This is a genomic window from Streptacidiphilus anmyonensis, assembly GCF_000787855.1.
GTDB lineage: Bacteria > Actinomycetota > Actinomycetes > Streptomycetales > Streptomycetaceae > Streptacidiphilus > Streptacidiphilus anmyonensis.
Map to the genome: position 1 here is coordinate 85,983 of NZ_BBPQ01000002.1, position 14,661 is coordinate 100,643.

At 73.0% G+C, this 14,661-nt stretch carries 14 protein-coding genes; 10 read left to right on the plus strand and 4 right to left on the minus strand.

Going from position 1 to position 14,661, the window contains the following annotated elements:
• Nucleotides 1–5: 5 nt before the first annotated feature.
• Nucleotides 6–710, minus strand: coding sequence for a 3-oxoacyl-[acyl-carrier-protein] reductase (gene fabG / locus TR50_RS03030; protein ID WP_042413598.1), 705 nt, complete (start codon nucleotides 708–710; stop codon nucleotides 6–8).
• Between the two features lie 217 nt (nucleotides 711–927).
• On the opposite strand from fabG, the gene TR50_RS03035 reads away from it, so the two are divergent.
• From TR50_RS03035 to TR50_RS43900, 4 genes are all read left to right on the plus strand, one after another.
• The gene (locus TR50_RS03035; protein ID WP_042413601.1) at nucleotides 928–2,424 is read left to right on the plus strand and encodes a TldD/PmbA family protein; all 1,497 of its coding nucleotides are present in this window, start codon (nucleotides 928–930) and stop codon (nucleotides 2,422–2,424) included.
• Nucleotides 2,424–3,845: a TldD/PmbA family protein gene (locus TR50_RS03040; RefSeq protein WP_042413604.1), complete on the plus strand. Its 1,422-nt coding sequence runs from the start codon at nucleotides 2,424–2,426 to the stop codon at nucleotides 3,843–3,845. Before TR50_RS03035 ends, TR50_RS03040 begins: the two co-directional genes overlap by 1 nt.
• Before the next feature lie 121 nt (nucleotides 3,846–3,966).
• Nucleotides 3,967–4,299: a DUF3099 domain-containing protein gene (locus TR50_RS03045; protein WP_042413605.1), complete on the plus strand. Its 333-nt coding sequence runs from the start codon at nucleotides 3,967–3,969 to the stop codon at nucleotides 4,297–4,299.
• 179 nt (nucleotides 4,300–4,478) lie between these two features.
• Nucleotides 4,479–4,742, plus strand: a complete 264-nt coding sequence (locus TR50_RS43900; RefSeq protein ID WP_042413608.1) for a hypothetical protein — start codon at nucleotides 4,479–4,481, stop codon at nucleotides 4,740–4,742.
• On the opposite strand, the gene TR50_RS03055 is transcribed toward TR50_RS43900, so the two are convergent.
• Nucleotides 4,672–5,973, minus strand: a complete 1,302-nt coding sequence (locus TR50_RS03055) for a glycosyltransferase 87 family protein (protein WP_042413611.1) — start codon at nucleotides 5,971–5,973, stop codon at nucleotides 4,672–4,674. The two genes, TR50_RS43900 and TR50_RS03055, sit on opposite strands and share 71 nt — an antisense overlap.
• 112 nt (nucleotides 5,974–6,085) lie before the next feature.
• Nucleotides 6,086–7,126: a GTP 3',8-cyclase MoaA gene (moaA, locus tag TR50_RS03060; protein ID WP_152648225.1), complete on the minus strand. Its 1,041-nt coding sequence runs from the start codon at nucleotides 7,124–7,126 to the stop codon at nucleotides 6,086–6,088.
• A gap of 178 nt (nucleotides 7,127–7,304) precedes the next feature.
• Here moaA and TR50_RS03065 point away from each other — a divergent pair, with 178 nt between their 5' ends.
• The 4 genes from TR50_RS03065 (at nucleotide 7,305) to TR50_RS03080 (ending at nucleotide 11,548) form a co-directional block, all read left to right on the plus strand.
• On the plus strand, nucleotides 7,305–8,552 hold the full coding sequence (locus TR50_RS03065) for a CaiB/BaiF CoA transferase family protein (RefSeq protein ID WP_042414414.1): 1,248 nt from the start codon (nucleotides 7,305–7,307) through the stop codon (nucleotides 8,550–8,552).
• Nucleotides 8,549–9,736: an acyl-CoA dehydrogenase family protein gene (locus tag TR50_RS03070; protein ID WP_042413614.1), complete on the plus strand. Its 1,188-nt coding sequence runs from the start codon at nucleotides 8,549–8,551 to the stop codon at nucleotides 9,734–9,736. The genes TR50_RS03065 and TR50_RS03070 overlap by 4 nt, the downstream gene beginning before the upstream one ends.
• A 98-nt stretch (nucleotides 9,737–9,834) precedes the next feature.
• Entirely contained in the window at nucleotides 9,835–10,563 is a 729-nt protein-coding gene (locus tag TR50_RS03075) for an SDR family oxidoreductase (RefSeq protein ID WP_042413618.1), read from the plus strand.
• A gap of 1 nt (nucleotide 10,564) precedes the next feature.
• Nucleotides 10,565–11,548 carry a sigma-70 family RNA polymerase sigma factor gene (locus tag TR50_RS03080; RefSeq protein ID WP_439654192.1) on the plus strand — a complete coding sequence of 328 codons (984 nt, stop codon included), beginning with the start codon at nucleotides 10,565–10,567 and terminating at the stop codon, nucleotides 11,546–11,548.
• 120 nt (nucleotides 11,549–11,668) lie between these two features.
• Here the strand turns inward: TR50_RS03080 and TR50_RS03085 are convergent, their stop codons facing one another.
• Nucleotides 11,669–12,712, minus strand: a complete 1,044-nt coding sequence (locus TR50_RS03085) for a zinc-dependent alcohol dehydrogenase family protein (RefSeq protein WP_042413622.1) — start codon at nucleotides 12,710–12,712, stop codon at nucleotides 11,669–11,671.
• A gap of 76 nt (nucleotides 12,713–12,788) precedes the next feature.
• Here TR50_RS03085 and TR50_RS03090 point away from each other — a divergent pair, with 76 nt between their 5' ends.
• Both TR50_RS03090 and TR50_RS03095 read left to right on the plus strand, forming a co-directional pair.
• The gene (locus TR50_RS03090) at nucleotides 12,789–13,829 is read left to right on the plus strand and encodes a DEDDh family exonuclease (protein WP_042413624.1); all 1,041 of its coding nucleotides are present in this window, start codon (nucleotides 12,789–12,791) and stop codon (nucleotides 13,827–13,829) included.
• Nucleotides 13,830–13,851: 22 nt separating this feature from the next.
• Nucleotides 13,852–14,640, plus strand: coding sequence for an SURF1 family cytochrome oxidase biogenesis protein (locus tag TR50_RS03095; RefSeq protein WP_042413627.1), 789 nt, complete (start codon nucleotides 13,852–13,854; stop codon nucleotides 14,638–14,640).
• Nucleotides 14,641–14,661: the final 21 nt, after the last annotated feature.

Consider the following 14,661-nt stretch of genomic DNA (forward strand, 5'->3'; position numbering starts at 1 on the left):
GGTGATCAGTGACCCATTCCCAATCCGCCGTCCACGGGGATGACGGCTCCGGTGATGTATGCGGCCTCGTCCGAGGAGAGGAAGCGGACGGCCGAGGCGATCTCGGCCGGAGAGGCGTAGCGGCCCAGCGGGACCTGCGAGACGATCTCGGCGCGGCGGTCGTCGCTCAGCACCGCGGTCATGTCGGTGTCGACGAAGCCGGGGGCGACGACGTTGCAGGTGATGTTGCGGGAGCCCAGCTCACGCGCCACCGAGCGGGCGAAGCCGATCAGACCGGCCTTGGAGGCCGCGTAGTTGGCCTGGCCCGCGGAGCCCAGCAGGCCCACCACGGACGAGATGAGCACGACGCGGCCCTTGCGGGCGCGCAGCATGCCCTTGGTCGCGCGCTTGACGACACGGAAGGTGCCGGTGAGGTTGGTGTCGAGGACGGCGCTGAAGTCCTCCTCGGACATGCGCAGCAGCAGGGTGTCGCGGGTGATGCCGGCGTTGGCGACCAGCACCTCGACGGGGCCCTGCGCGGCCTCGATCTCCTTGAAGGCCTGCTCGACCTGCTCGGAGTCGGTGATGTCGCACTTGACGCCCAGCAGACCCTCCGGCGGCTCACCGGAACGGTAGGTGACGGCGACCTTGTCGCCCGCCTCGGCGAAGGCGCGGGCGATGGCGAGGCCGATGCCCCGGTTGCCTCCGGTGACCAGAACCGACCGGCTCACAGGCATACCTCTCTCACGTGCAGCGATCTCGCGGACATTGCGACGCTATCCGCTCCACGACGGCGTGGGCGAATCGACCCTCCACAGCGCAGCGCGGTGGTATCTGTCGGCTTCCGACAGTCGCACGCACGGAACGCGCGGTTCGGGGCAGGATGCGTACCAGCAAATCTTCCCTCGACCCCTTCAGAGGAGACCGATGTCGCGGACATCGCCAGGCATGGACGACTCCTTCCTCGCCCTGCCGCTGCGGCCCCTCGCCGACGCAGCGCTCAGCCGGGCCCGGGCGCTCGGCGTCAGCCACGCCGACTTCCGCCTCGAGCGGGTGCGCAGCGCCTCGCTGCGCCTGCGCGACGCGCGCCCGGCGGGCGGTTCGGACTCGATGCAGCTCGGCTACGCGGTGCGCGTGGTCGTCGACGGCGCCTGGGGCTTCGCCGCGGGCGTGGACCTGACGCCGGAGGCCGTCGCCCGGGTCGCCGACCAGGCCGTGGCCGTGGCCAGGCTCTCCGGGGTGCTCAGCGAGGAGACCGTCGAGCTGGCCGAGGAGCCAGCCTACGGCGACGTCAGCTGGGTCTCGGCCTACGAGGAGAACCCCTTCGACGTACCGGACGCGGAGAAGGTCGCGCTGCTGGCCGACTGGAGCCGCCGCCTGCTGGACGCCCAGGGCGTCTCGCACGTGACGGCCTCGCTGCTGGCCGTGCAGGAGAACAAGTTCTACGCCGACACGGCGGGCACCACCACCACCCAGCAGCGCGTCCGGGTGCACCCGGAGCTGGAGGCCGTCTCCGTCGACGAGGCGACCGGCGCGTTCGACTCGATGCGTACCATCGCCCCGCCGGTCGGCCGCGGCTTCGAGTACCTGCGCGGCACCGGCTGGGACTGGGACGCCGAGCTGGCCGAGATGCCCGAGCTGCTGGCCGAGAAGATGAAGGCCCCGAGCATCGAGGCCGGACGCTACGACCTGGTGGTCGACCCGTCCAACCTGTGGCTGACCATCCACGAGTCGATCGGCCACGCCACCGAGCTGGACCGGGCGCTGGGCTACGAGGCCGCCTACGCGGGCACCTCCTTCGCCACCTTCGACAAGCTCGGCTCGCTGCGCTACGGCTCGGACTTGATGCACGTCACCGGCGACCGCACCGTCGAACACGGCCTCGCGACGATCGGCTACGACGACGAGGGCGTGCGGACGCAGACCTGGGACCTGGTCAAGGACGGCACCCTCGTCGGCTACCAGCTCGACCGCAGGATGGCGAAGCTGAAGGGCCTGGGCCGCTCCAACGGCTGCGCCTTCGCCGACTCCCCCGCGCACGTGCCGGTGCAGCGGATGGCCAACGTCTCGCTCCGGCCCGCCGCCGACGGCCCGGACACCGCCGGGCTGATCGCGGGCGTCGAGGACGGCCTCTACATCGTCGGCGACCGCTCCTGGTCGATCGACATGCAGCGCTACAACTTCCAGTTCACCGGGCAGCGGTTCTTCCGCATCCGCGGCGGCAGGCTGGCCGGACAGGTCAAGGACGTCGCCTACCAGGCGACCACCACGGACTTCTGGGGCTCCATGGAGGCCGTCGGCGGTCCGCAGACCTACGTGCTGGGCGGCGCGTTCAACTGCGGCAAGGCCCAGCCCGGCCAGGTCGCGGCCGTCTCGCACGGCTGCCCCTCGGCCCTGTTCCGCTCCGTCAACGTGCTCAACACCCAGCAGGAGGCAGGTCGCTGATGACCGCACAGAACTCCGGTCAGAACTCCGCCCGGCCCCACGAGCTGGTCGAGCGCGCGCTGGAGCTGTCCCGCGCCGACGGCTGCGTCGTCATCGCCGACGAGGAGTCCACGGCCAACCTGCGCTGGGCGGGCAACAGCCTCACCACCAACGGCGTCACCCGCGGCCGCACCCTCACCGTCGTCGCCACCGTCGACGGCCAGGAGGGCACCGCCTCCGGCGTCGTCTCCCGCGAGGCCGTCACCAGGGACGACCTGGAGGCGCTGGTCCGCGCCGCCGAGGCCGCCGCGCGGGCGGCGGGCCCGGCCGAGGACGCCCAGCCCCTGCTCGCGGCCGACGGTCCGGCCTCCGCCGACTTCACCGAGGCCCCGGCCGAGACCACCGCCGACGTCTTCGCCGCCTTCGCGCCGGCGCTCGGCGAGGCGTTCGCGCTGGCGCGCAAGAGCGGCCAGCTGCTCTACGGCTTCGCGAACCACATGGTCACCTCGACCTACCTGGGCACCTCCACCGGCATCCGGCTCCGGCACGACCAGCCCTCCGGCACCCTGGAGCTCAACGCCAAGACCGCCGACCTGTCCGCCTCCGCCTGGGCGGGCGCGGCCACCCGCGACTTCCGCGACGTGGACGTGGAGGCCCTCCAGGCGCAGCTCGCGCAGCGCCTGGCCTGGGCCGAGCGGAAGGTGGACCTGCCCGCCGGCCGCTACGAGACGCTGCTGCCGCCCTCGGCGCTGGCCGACCTCATGATCTACATGAGCTGGTCGGCGGGCGGCCGCGACGCCAAGGAGGGCCGCACGGTCTTCTCCAAGCCCGGCGGGCAGACCCGGCTGGGCGAGAAGCTGGCCCGGCTGCCGCTGACGCTGCGCAGCGACCCGGCCTACCCGGGCCTGGAGGCGTCGCCCTTCGTCGTCGCGCACGCCTCCGGCGGCGACAGCTCGGTCTTCGACAACGGCCTGCCGCTCGCCCCGACGGACTGGATCCGCGACGGCGAGCTGACCAACCTGCTGACCACGCGTCACTCGGCGGGCCTGACCGGACTGCCGGTCCGCCCCGCCATCGACAACCTCGTCTTCGAGGGCGCCGACCCGCAGGCCGGCCCGACGCTGGAGGAGATGGTCACCCGCACCGAGCGCGGCCTGCTGCTGACCTGCCTGTGGTACATCCGCGAGGTGGATCCGGCGACGCTGCTGCTGACGGGCCTCACCCGTGACGGCGTCTACCTGGTCGAGAACGGGGAGGTGACCGGCGCGGTCAACAACTTCCGGTTCAACGAGTCCCCCGTGGACCTGCTCGGCCGGATCACCGAGGTCGGCCGCACCGAGCCCTGCCTGCCGCGCGAGTGGGGCGACTGGTTCACCCGCGCGGCGATGCCGCCGGTGCGGGTCGCGGACTTCCACATGAGCTCCGTGAGCCAGGCGTCGTAGCACCCTTCCGGCCTCTCCGGCATGTCGCGGGCACCCCCCTCTCCTCGGGCGGGTGCCCGCGGCGTACGGTGGAGCGACGGGGGAGCGAGCCCCGCAGAGCGCTGAGGGGCGGTACGGCAGGATGGGCAAGGCGAAGGCGGTCCGGATCACCGGCGCGCGGTCGAGCCTGACCGACGACGTGCGCGCGCGGCAGCGCCGCTACATGTTCTCCATGCTGGTCCGCACCGTCTGCGTGATACTCGCCGTGGTGCTCTGGCAGGAGTCGCGGATCGCGGCGATCGTCGCGCTGGTCGGCGGCACGGTCATCCCCTACTTCGCCGTCGTCTTCGCCAACGCCGGCCGGGAGGGCGCGCCGAAGGCGCCGGAGTCCTTCGCCGTCGACTTCCGCCCGCCGCCCGCGCTGGGCCCCGGCGCGGGCGCCGACGACTCGACCACCGACAGCCTCAAGCCCTGACGGAGCCTTGGCCGGAGGCGGGACTAGTTTCCCGGGATCACTGGCCAACGGCACATGCCTTCATGCCATACTGCTGACGCGCTCCGCATCCCCCGTCGGAGCGACGGACCGATGCCGGGCGGCTCCCCCCGTGGCTGCCCGGCATCGCCTTGCCCGCCGCGCGGACTAGGGTGGTCGGCATGAGCTCCGACACCCTCGCCTCCGAGACCCCGGATCAGCCCGTCTGCTCGGCCAAGGGCTGCCGCGCCGACGCCGCGTGGGTGCTGGCCTGGAACAACCCCAAGCTGCACACCCCCGAGCGCCGCAAGACCTGGCTCGCCTGCGACGAGCACAAGGACCACCTGTCGCAGTTCCTGGACCTGCGCGGCTTCCTCAAGGACGTCGTGACACTGACCGACTGGCAGGCTGCCCGGTCGCAGGAGGGCGAGCCCCGGGCAAGCTGATCCGCACCGCCGAGAGCGCCGGCAACGCCGGCGCCGGTTCGGCCCCCGGACGCAGCAGCCGCCACGCCAGCAGCGCCAGCGCGGCCACACCCACGAGCACATACGCGTTGCCCAGCAGCATCTGCAGCGGATTCCACGTCAGTTCGCGCTGCTCGCCGATGGGCACGACGAAGAGCGACCAGCCGCTGAAGACGGCCACCAGCGCCCCCAGCAGCAGACGCGGCCCACGCGCCGACGAGCGCCGCGCCTGACGGACCAGCAGGGCGGCCAGCGGGACCACGAAGACCCAGTGGTGACTCCACGATATGGGGCTGGCCAGCGCGCCCGCGCACCCGGTGACCAGCAGCGCGCCGAGCGCCTCGCCACGGCGGTGCAGCCTGCGCGCGAGGAGCAGCGCGACGACGACGCACACGCAGGCCGCCGTCGCCGCGACGGCGAAGGCCCAGCTCGCCTGCCCCGTCAGCCGCTGCACGAGCCCGTTGAGCGACTGGTTGCCGCCCCAGGCGTTCCCGGTGGCGTCGTCTCCGCCGGTCATGCCCCCGGTCACGTAGCTGACGGTGTCGGCCGGGAGCAGCAGCGCGCCGAGCAGGTTGAGCCCGACGAAGACGCCGACCGCCCGCGCGGCGTCCGCGCGGCGTCCGGTGACCAGCAGGTGCGCGACGAAGACCAGCGGCGTCAGTTTGACGGCCGCGGCCAGCCCGATGAGCGTCCCGCCCCAGCGGGTGCGGGGCAGCAGCAGCGCGTCCGCGACGACCAGCGCGAGCAGCAGCAGGTTCACCTGCCCCAGCGAGAAGGTGCGCCACACCGGCTCCAGCGCGAACGCCCCCACCAGGGTCAGCGCGGCGGCGGGCGTCCACCGGGCCTTCCCGACCCCGAGGGGCGTCCGCACGACGAACGCCAGGGCCAGGGTCGAGGCGACGGCCATCACCCCCCACGCGAGCTGCAGCGGAAGGAGCGTCAGCGGCGTGAACAGCAGGGCCGCGACGGGCGGATAGGTGAAGGGCAGCTGCCGCACCTGCGACCAGTCCGGGAGGGTCGCCAGCGGCTCGTACAGCGGCTTGCCGTGCAGGACGGCCCAGGCGCCGGCCCGGTACACCGCGTCGTCGAACCCCATCGGCCACCCGAGCACCCAGCCCACGACCGCGGTCACGCCCAGCACCAGGGATATGGCAGCTGCGGGATGACGGGTCGGCAGCAGAAGCGGACGGAACGTCCGGGTCTCACGCGACATGCGGGCTCCCCCAGGCTCGGATGGCACGCGCCACTCTATGCCCTGCCCGTACGGGATTCGCACGACCGTTCATATCCGGTCGAGGAGACGTTGCCGCGCCCCTGAAGGGGCTTCAGCCGCCGATGGCGGACATCGGGCGGTCGGGCTGGTGGAACGCCGGGGCGTCGATGCCGGCCGGGGCGTCCGTGCCGGCGGCGGCCTTCTTGCCCCACATGGCCTTGCGCCACAGCTCCGCGACGTCGGCGTCCGTGCCGCCGCCGCGCAGCGCGCCGCGCAGGTCCGTCTCGTCCGTCGCGAACAGGCAGTTGCGGATCTGGCCGTCGGCGGTGAGCCGCGTACGGTCGCAGGCGCGGCAGAACGGCCGGGTGACCGAGGCGATGACGCCGACCCGCACCGGGCCGCCGTCGACGAGCCAGCGCTCCGCCGGCGCCGCGCCGCGGGCCGCGCTCGGCTCCGGGGTCAGCGTGAAGCGCGCGGAGAGGCGGTCGAGGATCTCCTCCGCCGTGATCATGTTCGCGCGGACCCAGCCGTGCTGGGCGTCCAACGGCATCTGCTCGATGAAGCGCAGCTCGTAGCCGCGCTCCAGCGACCAGGCCAGCAGATCCGCCGCCTCGTGGTCGTTCACACCGCGCATCAGCACGGCGTTCAGCTTGACCGGCAGCAGGCCGGCCGCCTCCGCCGCGGCCAGGCCGGCCAGGACGTCGTCGAGACGGTCTCGGCGCGACAGCGTACGGAAGGTCTCGCGGTCGAGGGTGTCCAGGGAGACGTTGATCCGGTCGAGCCCGGCGGCCTTCAGCGCGGACGCCGTCCGTGCGAGGCCGATGCCGTTGGTGGTGAGCGACAGCTCCGGTCGCGGCGTGAGCTCCGCGCAGCGGGCGACGATGCCGACCAGCCCGGGGCGCAGCAGCGGCTCGCCGCCGGTGAAGCGGACCTCGCGGACGCCCAGCTCCCGCACGGCGATGCGGACCAGCCGCACCACCTCGTCGTCCGTCAGCAGGGTGTCCTTGGCCAGCCACTGCATGCCCTCCTCGGGCATGCAGTACGTGCAGCGCAGATTGCAGCGGTCGGTCAGCGACACGCGCAGGTCGACCGCACGACGCCCGTAGGTGTCGAGCAGGCCCCGCTCCGCCGGGCCCCTCTCCGCCGTGGTCACGATGCCGTCCGCCTTCCGTTCGCCTCCGCTCCAGCCTAGTGCCCGTGTGCGACACGGCCGCCCCGCCGACCACGCCGTGGACACGGACACGCCATGGACACTGAGGAGTGTCCATGTCGGGCTTCTCACCGCTGGGGCCTCTTCCAACCCTTGTTTGGATCTTGCAAGCATGACGTCCATGGCAAGCACCCCGGATGTCCCACCCGCATCCAGTCCACCGCCGCTCGACGGCGTGCTCGTGGCCGACTTCAGCCGCGTGCTGGCCGGCCCGCTCGCCGCGGCCACGCTCGCCGACCTGGGGGCGACCGTGGTCAAGGTCGAACGCCCCGGCGAGGGCGACGACACCCGTGCCTGGGGCCCGCCGTTCGTCGACGGCACCGCCGCCTACTTCGACTGCGCCAACCGCTCCAAGCAGGGCGTCACCCTGGACCTGGCCGACGCCGACGACGCCGCCCTGGCCCGCGAGCTCGCCGCCCGCGCCGACATCCTGATCGAGAACTTCAAGCCCGGCTCGCTCGCCCGTTACGGCCTGGACCAGGCCTCCGCGCTGGCCGCGAACCCCGGGCTGGTCTACTGCTCGATCACCGGCTTCGGCACCGGCAGCGCGCTGCCCGGCTACGACTTCGTGGTCCAGGCCGTGGGCGGCCTGATGAGCATCACCGGCGCGCCGGACGGCGAGCCGCACAAGGTCGGCGTCGCGCTGGTGGACGTGCTGACGGCCAAGGACGCGGTCGCCGCGATCCTCGCCGCGCTGCACCACCGCGAGCGCACCGGTCAGGGCCAGCACGTCGAGGTGAACCTGCTCGCCAGCCTGCTCGGCTCACTGGCCAACCAGGCCTCCTCCTACCTGGCCACCGGCCGTGCGCCCGGCCGGATGGGCAACCGGCACCCCAGCATCGCCCCCTACGAGACGCTGCACTGCGGCGCGGGCGGAGCCGAGCTGCTCGCGGTGGCCTGCGGCAACGACGGGCAGTTCCGCGCGCTCGCGCGGACCCTCGACGTACCGGGCCTCGCCGAGGACCCGCTCTACGCCACCAACGGCGAGCGCGTGCGCAACCGCGCCGAGCTGGTCCTCGTGCTGGAGGCGGCGCTGGCCGCGCGTGGCGCGGCCGAGTGGCAGACGCTGCTGACAGACGCGGGCGTGCCGTGCGGCCCCGTCAACGACCTGGCCGGCGCGTTCACGCTCGCCGCCTCACTGGGCCTGGACCCGGTCGCGGAGGTGGGCCCTGGCCGGGTGCCGCAGGTGCGCAGTCCGCTGACGCTGACCGCCACCCCCGTCCGGCCGCCCGTCGCGCCGCCGCGACTCGGCGAGCACAATGACGCCGTACGCGCCTGGCTCGCCGCTCCCGCCTCCCATGCTCTCCCGCCTCTCCCCCACCCGCCTGTCTCCCACCCGCCTCTCCCCGCTGACAAGGACCGCGCATGAGCACCGCTCTCGACCCCCGTGACCCGCTCGGCTTCGACGACCTGCTGAGCGAGGAGGACCTCGCGGTCCGCGACACCGTCCGCGCGTGGTGCGCGGACCGGGTGCTGCCGCACATCGCCGACTGGTACGAGGCGGGCGAGCTGCCGACCGTGCGCGAGCTGGCCCGCGAGCTCGGCGCCATCGGCGCGCTCGGCATGCACCTGCACGGCTACGGCTGCGCGGGCGCGACCGCCGTCCAGTACGGCCTGGCCTGCGTGGAGCTGGAGGCGGCCGACTCGGGCCTGCGCTCGCTGGTCTCCGTCCAGGGCTCGCTGGCGATGTACGCGATCCACCGCTGGGGCAGCGAGGAGCAGAAGCAGCGGTGGCTGCCAGGCATGGCCGCGGGCGAGATCATCGGCTGCTTCGGCCTCACCGAGCCCGACCACGGCTCCGACCCGGCCTCGATGCGCACCACCGCGAAGCGCGACGGCTCGTCCGACAGGGCTGACTGGGTGCTCAACGGACGCAAGATGTGGATCACCAACGGCTCCGTCGCCGGGGTCGCGGTGGTCTGGGCGCAGACCGACGAGGGCATCCGCGGCTTCGCCGTCCCCACCGACACCCCCGGCTTCTCGGCGCCGGAGATCAAGCACAAGGGCTCGCTGCGGGCGTCGGTCACCAGCGAGCTGGTGCTGGACAACGTCCGGCTCCCCGCCGACGCCGTCTTCCCGGAGGTCCGCGGCCTGAAGGGCCCGCTCTCCTGCCTGAACCAGGCCCGCTACGGCATCGTCTGGGGCGCGCTCGGCGCCGCCCGCAGCTGCCTGGAGACCGCACGCGAGTACAGCATCACCCGCGAGCAGTTCGGCAAGCCGATCGGCGGGTTCCAGCTGACCCAGGCCAAGCTGGCCGACATGTCCCTGGAGCTCAACAAGGGCCTGCTGCTCGCCTGGCACCTGGGCAACCGCATGGACGCGGGCACGCTGCGCCCGGAGCAGGTCAGCTACGGCAAGCTCAACAACGTCCGCGAGTCCATCGAGATCGCGCGCACGGCCCGGACGATCCTCGGCGCGAACGGCATCAGCTACGAGTACCCGATCATGCGCCACGCCAACAACCTGGAGTCGGTGCTGACCTACGAGGGCACCGTCGAGATGCACCAGCTCGTCATCGGCAAGGTGCTGACCGGCCAGGACGCGTTCCGGTAGCAGATCCCCCGGCGGACCGCGACGGATTCCCGCGCTGCGGCTGGTCTGAATACCGACAGCACCGACCAGCCGCACCGACAAGCCGCAAGGAGAATCCGATGACCGCGATCATCACCGGCGCGAGCCGTGGCTTCGGCCGCGCCATCGCCGCCGCACTCGTCGCGAACGGGAACCGCGTCCTCGGGATCGCCCGGGACAGGGCCGAGCTCGCCGCCGTCCGCGACGAGCTCGGCGAGGAGTTCGTACCCGTCGTCGGCGACGCCACCGACGAGGCGCTCGCCGAGCGGCTGCTCAGCGAGCACCGCCCGGAGCTGCTCGTCCTCAACGCCGGGGTGGGGCCGCACCTCGGGGCCGTCCACGAGCAGACGTGGGAGACCTTCACCGTCAACTGGAACACCGACACCCGCCAGGCCTTCGTCTGGACCCGCGCGGCCCTGCGGCAGCCGCTCGCACCCGGGAGCGTCGTGGTGGAGATGTCCAGCGGGGCCGCGCTCAAGGGCTCCCCGCTCAGCGGCGGGTACGCGTCGGCCAAGGCGGCGATCCGCTTCATCAGCGGCTACGGCGCGGAGGAGTCGGCCCGGGCCGGCCTCGGGATCCGTTTCGTCGCGCTGCTGCCGCAGCTGACGCCGCTGACCGGGATCGGCTCGCTCGCCGTCGACGGGTACGCCGCACGGGCCGGGGTGGACCGGGAGACCTTCGTCAGGGGCCTGGAGCCGGTCCTGACTCCCGAGCTGGTCGCGAAAGCGGTCCTCCAGGTGGCCACCGACCCTTCGAGCGCGGCCGAGTACGTCGTCGCCGGCGCGGGCCTGAAGCCGCTGGACCGCTGACGTGACTACCGTGGACTCCATGGTCCAGGCCCCCGAGTTCGCCACGCTCACCGAGCCGTTCCGGCCGGAGCTGCTCGCGCACTGCTACCGGATGCTGGGCTCGATCCACGACGCCGAGGACCTGGTGCAGGAGACGTACCTGCGGGCGTGGCGCGGCTTCGACCGGTTCGAGGGGCGGTCCTCGATCCGGCGGTGGCTCTACAAGATCGCCACCATGGCCTGCCTGACCGCGCTGGAGACCCGGTCGCGGCGGCCGCTGCCGTCCGGGCTCGGCGCGCCGCAGGACGACCACCGGGTCGCCGTCGCCGAGCGGGAGCCGAGCGTGCCGTGGCTGGAGCCCGCGCCCGACACCCTGCTCGGCGGGGGCGGGGACGACCCGGCGGCGGTCGTCGCCGCGCGCAGCGGCGTGCGGCTGGCGTTCATCGCCGCGCTCCAGTTCCTCTCGGCCCGCCAGCGCGCGGTCCTGACGCTCCGTGACGTGCTGGCGTTCCGGGGCGCCGAGGTCGCGGAGATGCTGGACACCACGGCCGCCGCGGTCGACAGCGCGCTGCGGCGCGCCCGCACGGTCCTCGCCGAGGTCGGCCCCGTCGCGGACGACCTCGCCGAACCGGAGGAGACCGCGCGGCGCCGCCTGCTCGACGACTACGTCGACGCGTTCACCCGCGCCGACCCCGACGCGCTGGTGCGGTTGCTGCGCGCCGACGTCGAGCTGGAGATGCCGCCGACACCCACCTGGTTCACCGGCCGCCCGGCGGTCGTCGGCTTCCTCGCCGCCAAGGTCATGCGTCCGGGCCTGTGGCGGATGGAACCGACCCGCGCCAACGGCCAGGCCGCCGTCGTCATCCGCAGGCGCGGCGAGGACGGCGGCTACCACCCGTACGGCGTCCAGGTGCTGACGCTGAACGGATCGGCGGTGGCCCGCGTCACGTCCTTCAACGACCCGGGCCTGGTCCCGTTGTTCAGCTCCGCGCCGTCGCGGGGTTGAGCCCGGCCGACGCCGAAGCGGGGACCGGCGGGCCGGTCGGCGACGGACCGTGTCCTCGCCGACCAGCACCACACCGGTGCGGAACAGCAGCACCATCAGCGCCGCGGTCGTCAGATTGAACTAGAAGGTGATCTTCACCTTCAGCGCCGTGCGCTCATCCATCGCCTTGTAGCCGTCCGGGACCCCGGACAGCGGCACCTCGGCGTCGAAGACCGGGGAGGGGTCGATGACACCAGCGAGGACGTCCGCCAGCAGCTCGGGGATGTAGGCGCGGGCCGGGGCCACGCCGCCGCGCAGGGCGACGTTGCGGTTGAACATCTGGCTGATGTCGACGCCCGCGCTGCCGCCGTGCGGGACGCCGACGTAGCCGACCGCGCCGCCGTCGCGGGTGATGGAGATCGCCGTCTTCATGGACTGCTCGGTGCCCACCGCCTCCAGCACCGCGTGCGCGCCCAGACCGCCCGTCAGCTCGCGCACCGCGTCGACCGCCTCGTCGCCGCGGGCGGCGACGACGTCGGTGGCGCCGAAGGTGCGGGCGATGGCCGTGCGGGTCTCGTGGCGGCCCATGGCGATGATGCGCTCCGCGCCCAACCGCTTGGCGGCGAGGACGCCGCACAGGCCGACCGCGCCGTCGCCGACGACGGCGACCGTCGCGCCGGGACGCACGCCCGCCGCCAGGGCCGCGTGGTGGCCGGTGGACATCACGTCGGACAGGGCGAGCATCGCGGTCAGCAGCCGCGGGTCCGACTGGGCGTCAGCGGGGAGCTTGACCAGCGTGCCGTCGGCGAACGGGACACGGACCGCCTCGCCCTGGCCGCCGTCGGAGCCGGGCTCGCCCCAGAACCCGCCGTGCGGGCAGGAGGTCTGCAGGCCCTCGGCGCAGAACTCGCACACGCCGTCCGACCAGACGAACGGCGCGACCACCAGGTCGCCGGGCTTGACGCCGCGGACGTCAGCGCCGACGGACTCGACCACGCCCAGGAACTCGTGCCCGATCCGCTGCCCCTTCTCGCGTGCGGCGACGCCGCGGTAGGCCCACAGGTCGCTGCCGCAGATGCAGGCGAGGACCGTGCGGACCACGGCGTCGGTGGACTTCCGCACGACGGGGTCGGGGACCTCCTCCACCCGGATGTCGTTCGGTCCGTGGATCACTGTGGCGCGCATGTTGCTCGTCTCTCTCTGGTTCTCTCCGCGCAGGCCGGTCGGGCGCTGTCGGCCTTCCACCGTATTGTGTTCCACCGTGCTTCCTGGATCTGACACCGAGACCTGGCCCGCGGACTACCCGGACGCGGGGTGGGCCGTGGTCGACGTGGAGACCACCGGGCTCGGCCGGACGGACCGCGTCATCTCCGTCGGTGTCTACCAGCTCGACCCGCGCGGTGCGGTCCAGGACCACTGGTACGCGACCGTCAACCCGGAGCGCGATCCCGGGCCGGTCTGGATCCACGGGCTGACCAGCGACATGCTTGAGGGCTCGCCGACCTTTCCCGGTGTGGCCGAGGAGCTCAGCCGGCGGCTGGCGGGGCGGGTGCTGGTCGCTCACAACGCCCTGTTCGACTGGTCGATGATCTCGCGTGAGTACGCCCGGATGAGCGACCGCGCGCCGATCGAGCAGCGGCTGTGCACCATCGTGCTCTCCCGCGATCTCGGGCTGCCGCTGCCCAACCACAAACTCGGCACCCTGGCGGCGCACTTCGGCGTCGAGACGCGGCACGCGCACCACGCGCTGGACGACGCGCGGGTGCTGGCGGAGGTCTTCCGGCCGAGCCTGCGGCTGGCGGCCGAGTCCGGGCTGCGGCTGCCGCTCGTGCCGTGCATCCCGATAAGCGATCTGGGTCTCGCCGAGGAGGCCCGCGCCGCGGCCCGCGCGCACATCCCCGGGCAGGCGGGCCCCTCGCACACGGCCCGCCGCGCCGGCGTGTGGGGCGGCTACCGCCCGGCCAAGCGGCGGCCCGCCTGTCCGTACCCGAACCCGGGGCGCTGGCGGGAGGACGGTCCGCTGGTCCAGGGCATGCGGGTGGCGATCACCGGGGACACCGCGACCGACCGCGAGGTGCTGGAGGACCGCCTCACCGAGGCCGGCCTCCACGTCGCCTCCGCTGTGAGCAGGCTCACCAGCCTGCTCGTCACCAACGACCCGGACGGCTGGTCCACCAAGGCCCGCAAGGCGCGCGAGGTCGGCACGCCGACCGTGGACGAGGCGGCGTTCCTCCAGCTGCTCCAGGACGTGGTCGCCCAGGACGTCCGGCCGCAGGACGGACCCCCGGCGCGGGAGCGCTGAGGAGCGGAGGTACCGTTCTTCGGTGTTCCGCATCCTGCTCACCCGGCGCTGGGTGGCGCTCACCCTGGTGTTCCTGGCCCTCATCCCCGCGATGATCTGGCTGGGCCAGTGGCAGTACCACCGCTACCAGCAGACCAACCGCAACAACGCCATGATCAACGCCAATCTGGACGCGGCGGCGGTGCCTTTCGAGTCGCTGTCGAAGCCGGGCGCGACGATCCCGCTGAGCCAGATGTACCGCACCGTCACCGCACACGGGCACTTCGACCCGGCCCACCAGTTCGTGGTGCGGCACCGCACCGACGCCTCCGGCGACAACATCGGCTTCTACCTGGTCACCCCGCTGATCCAGGACGACGGCAAGGCGGTGCTGGTCAACCGCGGCTGGATCTCCGCGGGCAACACCATGGGCGCCCAGTTCCCGGCCGTGCCGTCCACGCCGAGCGGCGAGATCACCGTCACCGGGCGGCTGCGCCCGGACGAGACCACGGCGCTGACCGGCATCCGGAACCCCGGCGGCATGCCCGACCGGCAGTTCATGCTGATCAACAGCGGTGAGCAGCGGAAGCACGTCAGCGAGCCGCTGCTGGCCGGCTACCTGGAGCTGACCGGTTCCTCCCCCGCGCTGCCCTCGTCCGCGCAGGCCGAGCAGGTGCCGAACCCGAACGACGACCAGTCCGACAGCATGGCGGTCGTGGGCAAGGGCGTGCACCTGCCCTACGCCATCCAGTGGTGGGTCTTCGCCGCCCTGGTCCCGGTCGCGTGGTGGTTCCTGTTCCGACGCGAGATCAAGATGGCCCGAAAGGCCTGATTTCGCGCGGGCGGACGGGCA

Coding starts and splice junctions, on each gene's coding strand:
- TR50_RS03045 (WP_042413605.1), top strand. CDS start 3,967: ATGGGCAAGGCGAAGGCGGTCCGGATCACCGGCGCGCGGTCGAGCCTG.
- TR50_RS03075 (WP_042413618.1), top strand. CDS start 9,835: ATGACCGCGATCATCACCGGCGCGAGCCGTGGCTTCGGCCGCGCCATC.
- TR50_RS03085 (WP_042413622.1), bottom strand. CDS start 12,712: ATGCGCGCCACAGTGATCCACGGACCGAACGACATCCGGGTGGAGGAG.
- TR50_RS03065 (WP_042414414.1), top strand. CDS start 7,305: ATGGCAAGCACCCCGGATGTCCCACCCGCATCCAGTCCACCGCCGCTC.
- TR50_RS03035 (WP_042413601.1), top strand. CDS start 928: ATGGACGACTCCTTCCTCGCCCTGCCGCTGCGGCCCCTCGCCGACGCA.
- TR50_RS03070 (WP_042413614.1), top strand. CDS start 8,549: ATGAGCACCGCTCTCGACCCCCGTGACCCGCTCGGCTTCGACGACCTG.
- TR50_RS03055 (WP_042413611.1), bottom strand. CDS start 5,973: ATGTCGCGTGAGACCCGGACGTTCCGTCCGCTTCTGCTGCCGACCCGT.
- TR50_RS43900 (WP_042413608.1), top strand. CDS start 4,479: ATGAGCTCCGACACCCTCGCCTCCGAGACCCCGGATCAGCCCGTCTGC.
- TR50_RS03040 (WP_042413604.1), top strand. CDS start 2,424: ATGACCGCACAGAACTCCGGTCAGAACTCCGCCCGGCCCCACGAGCTG.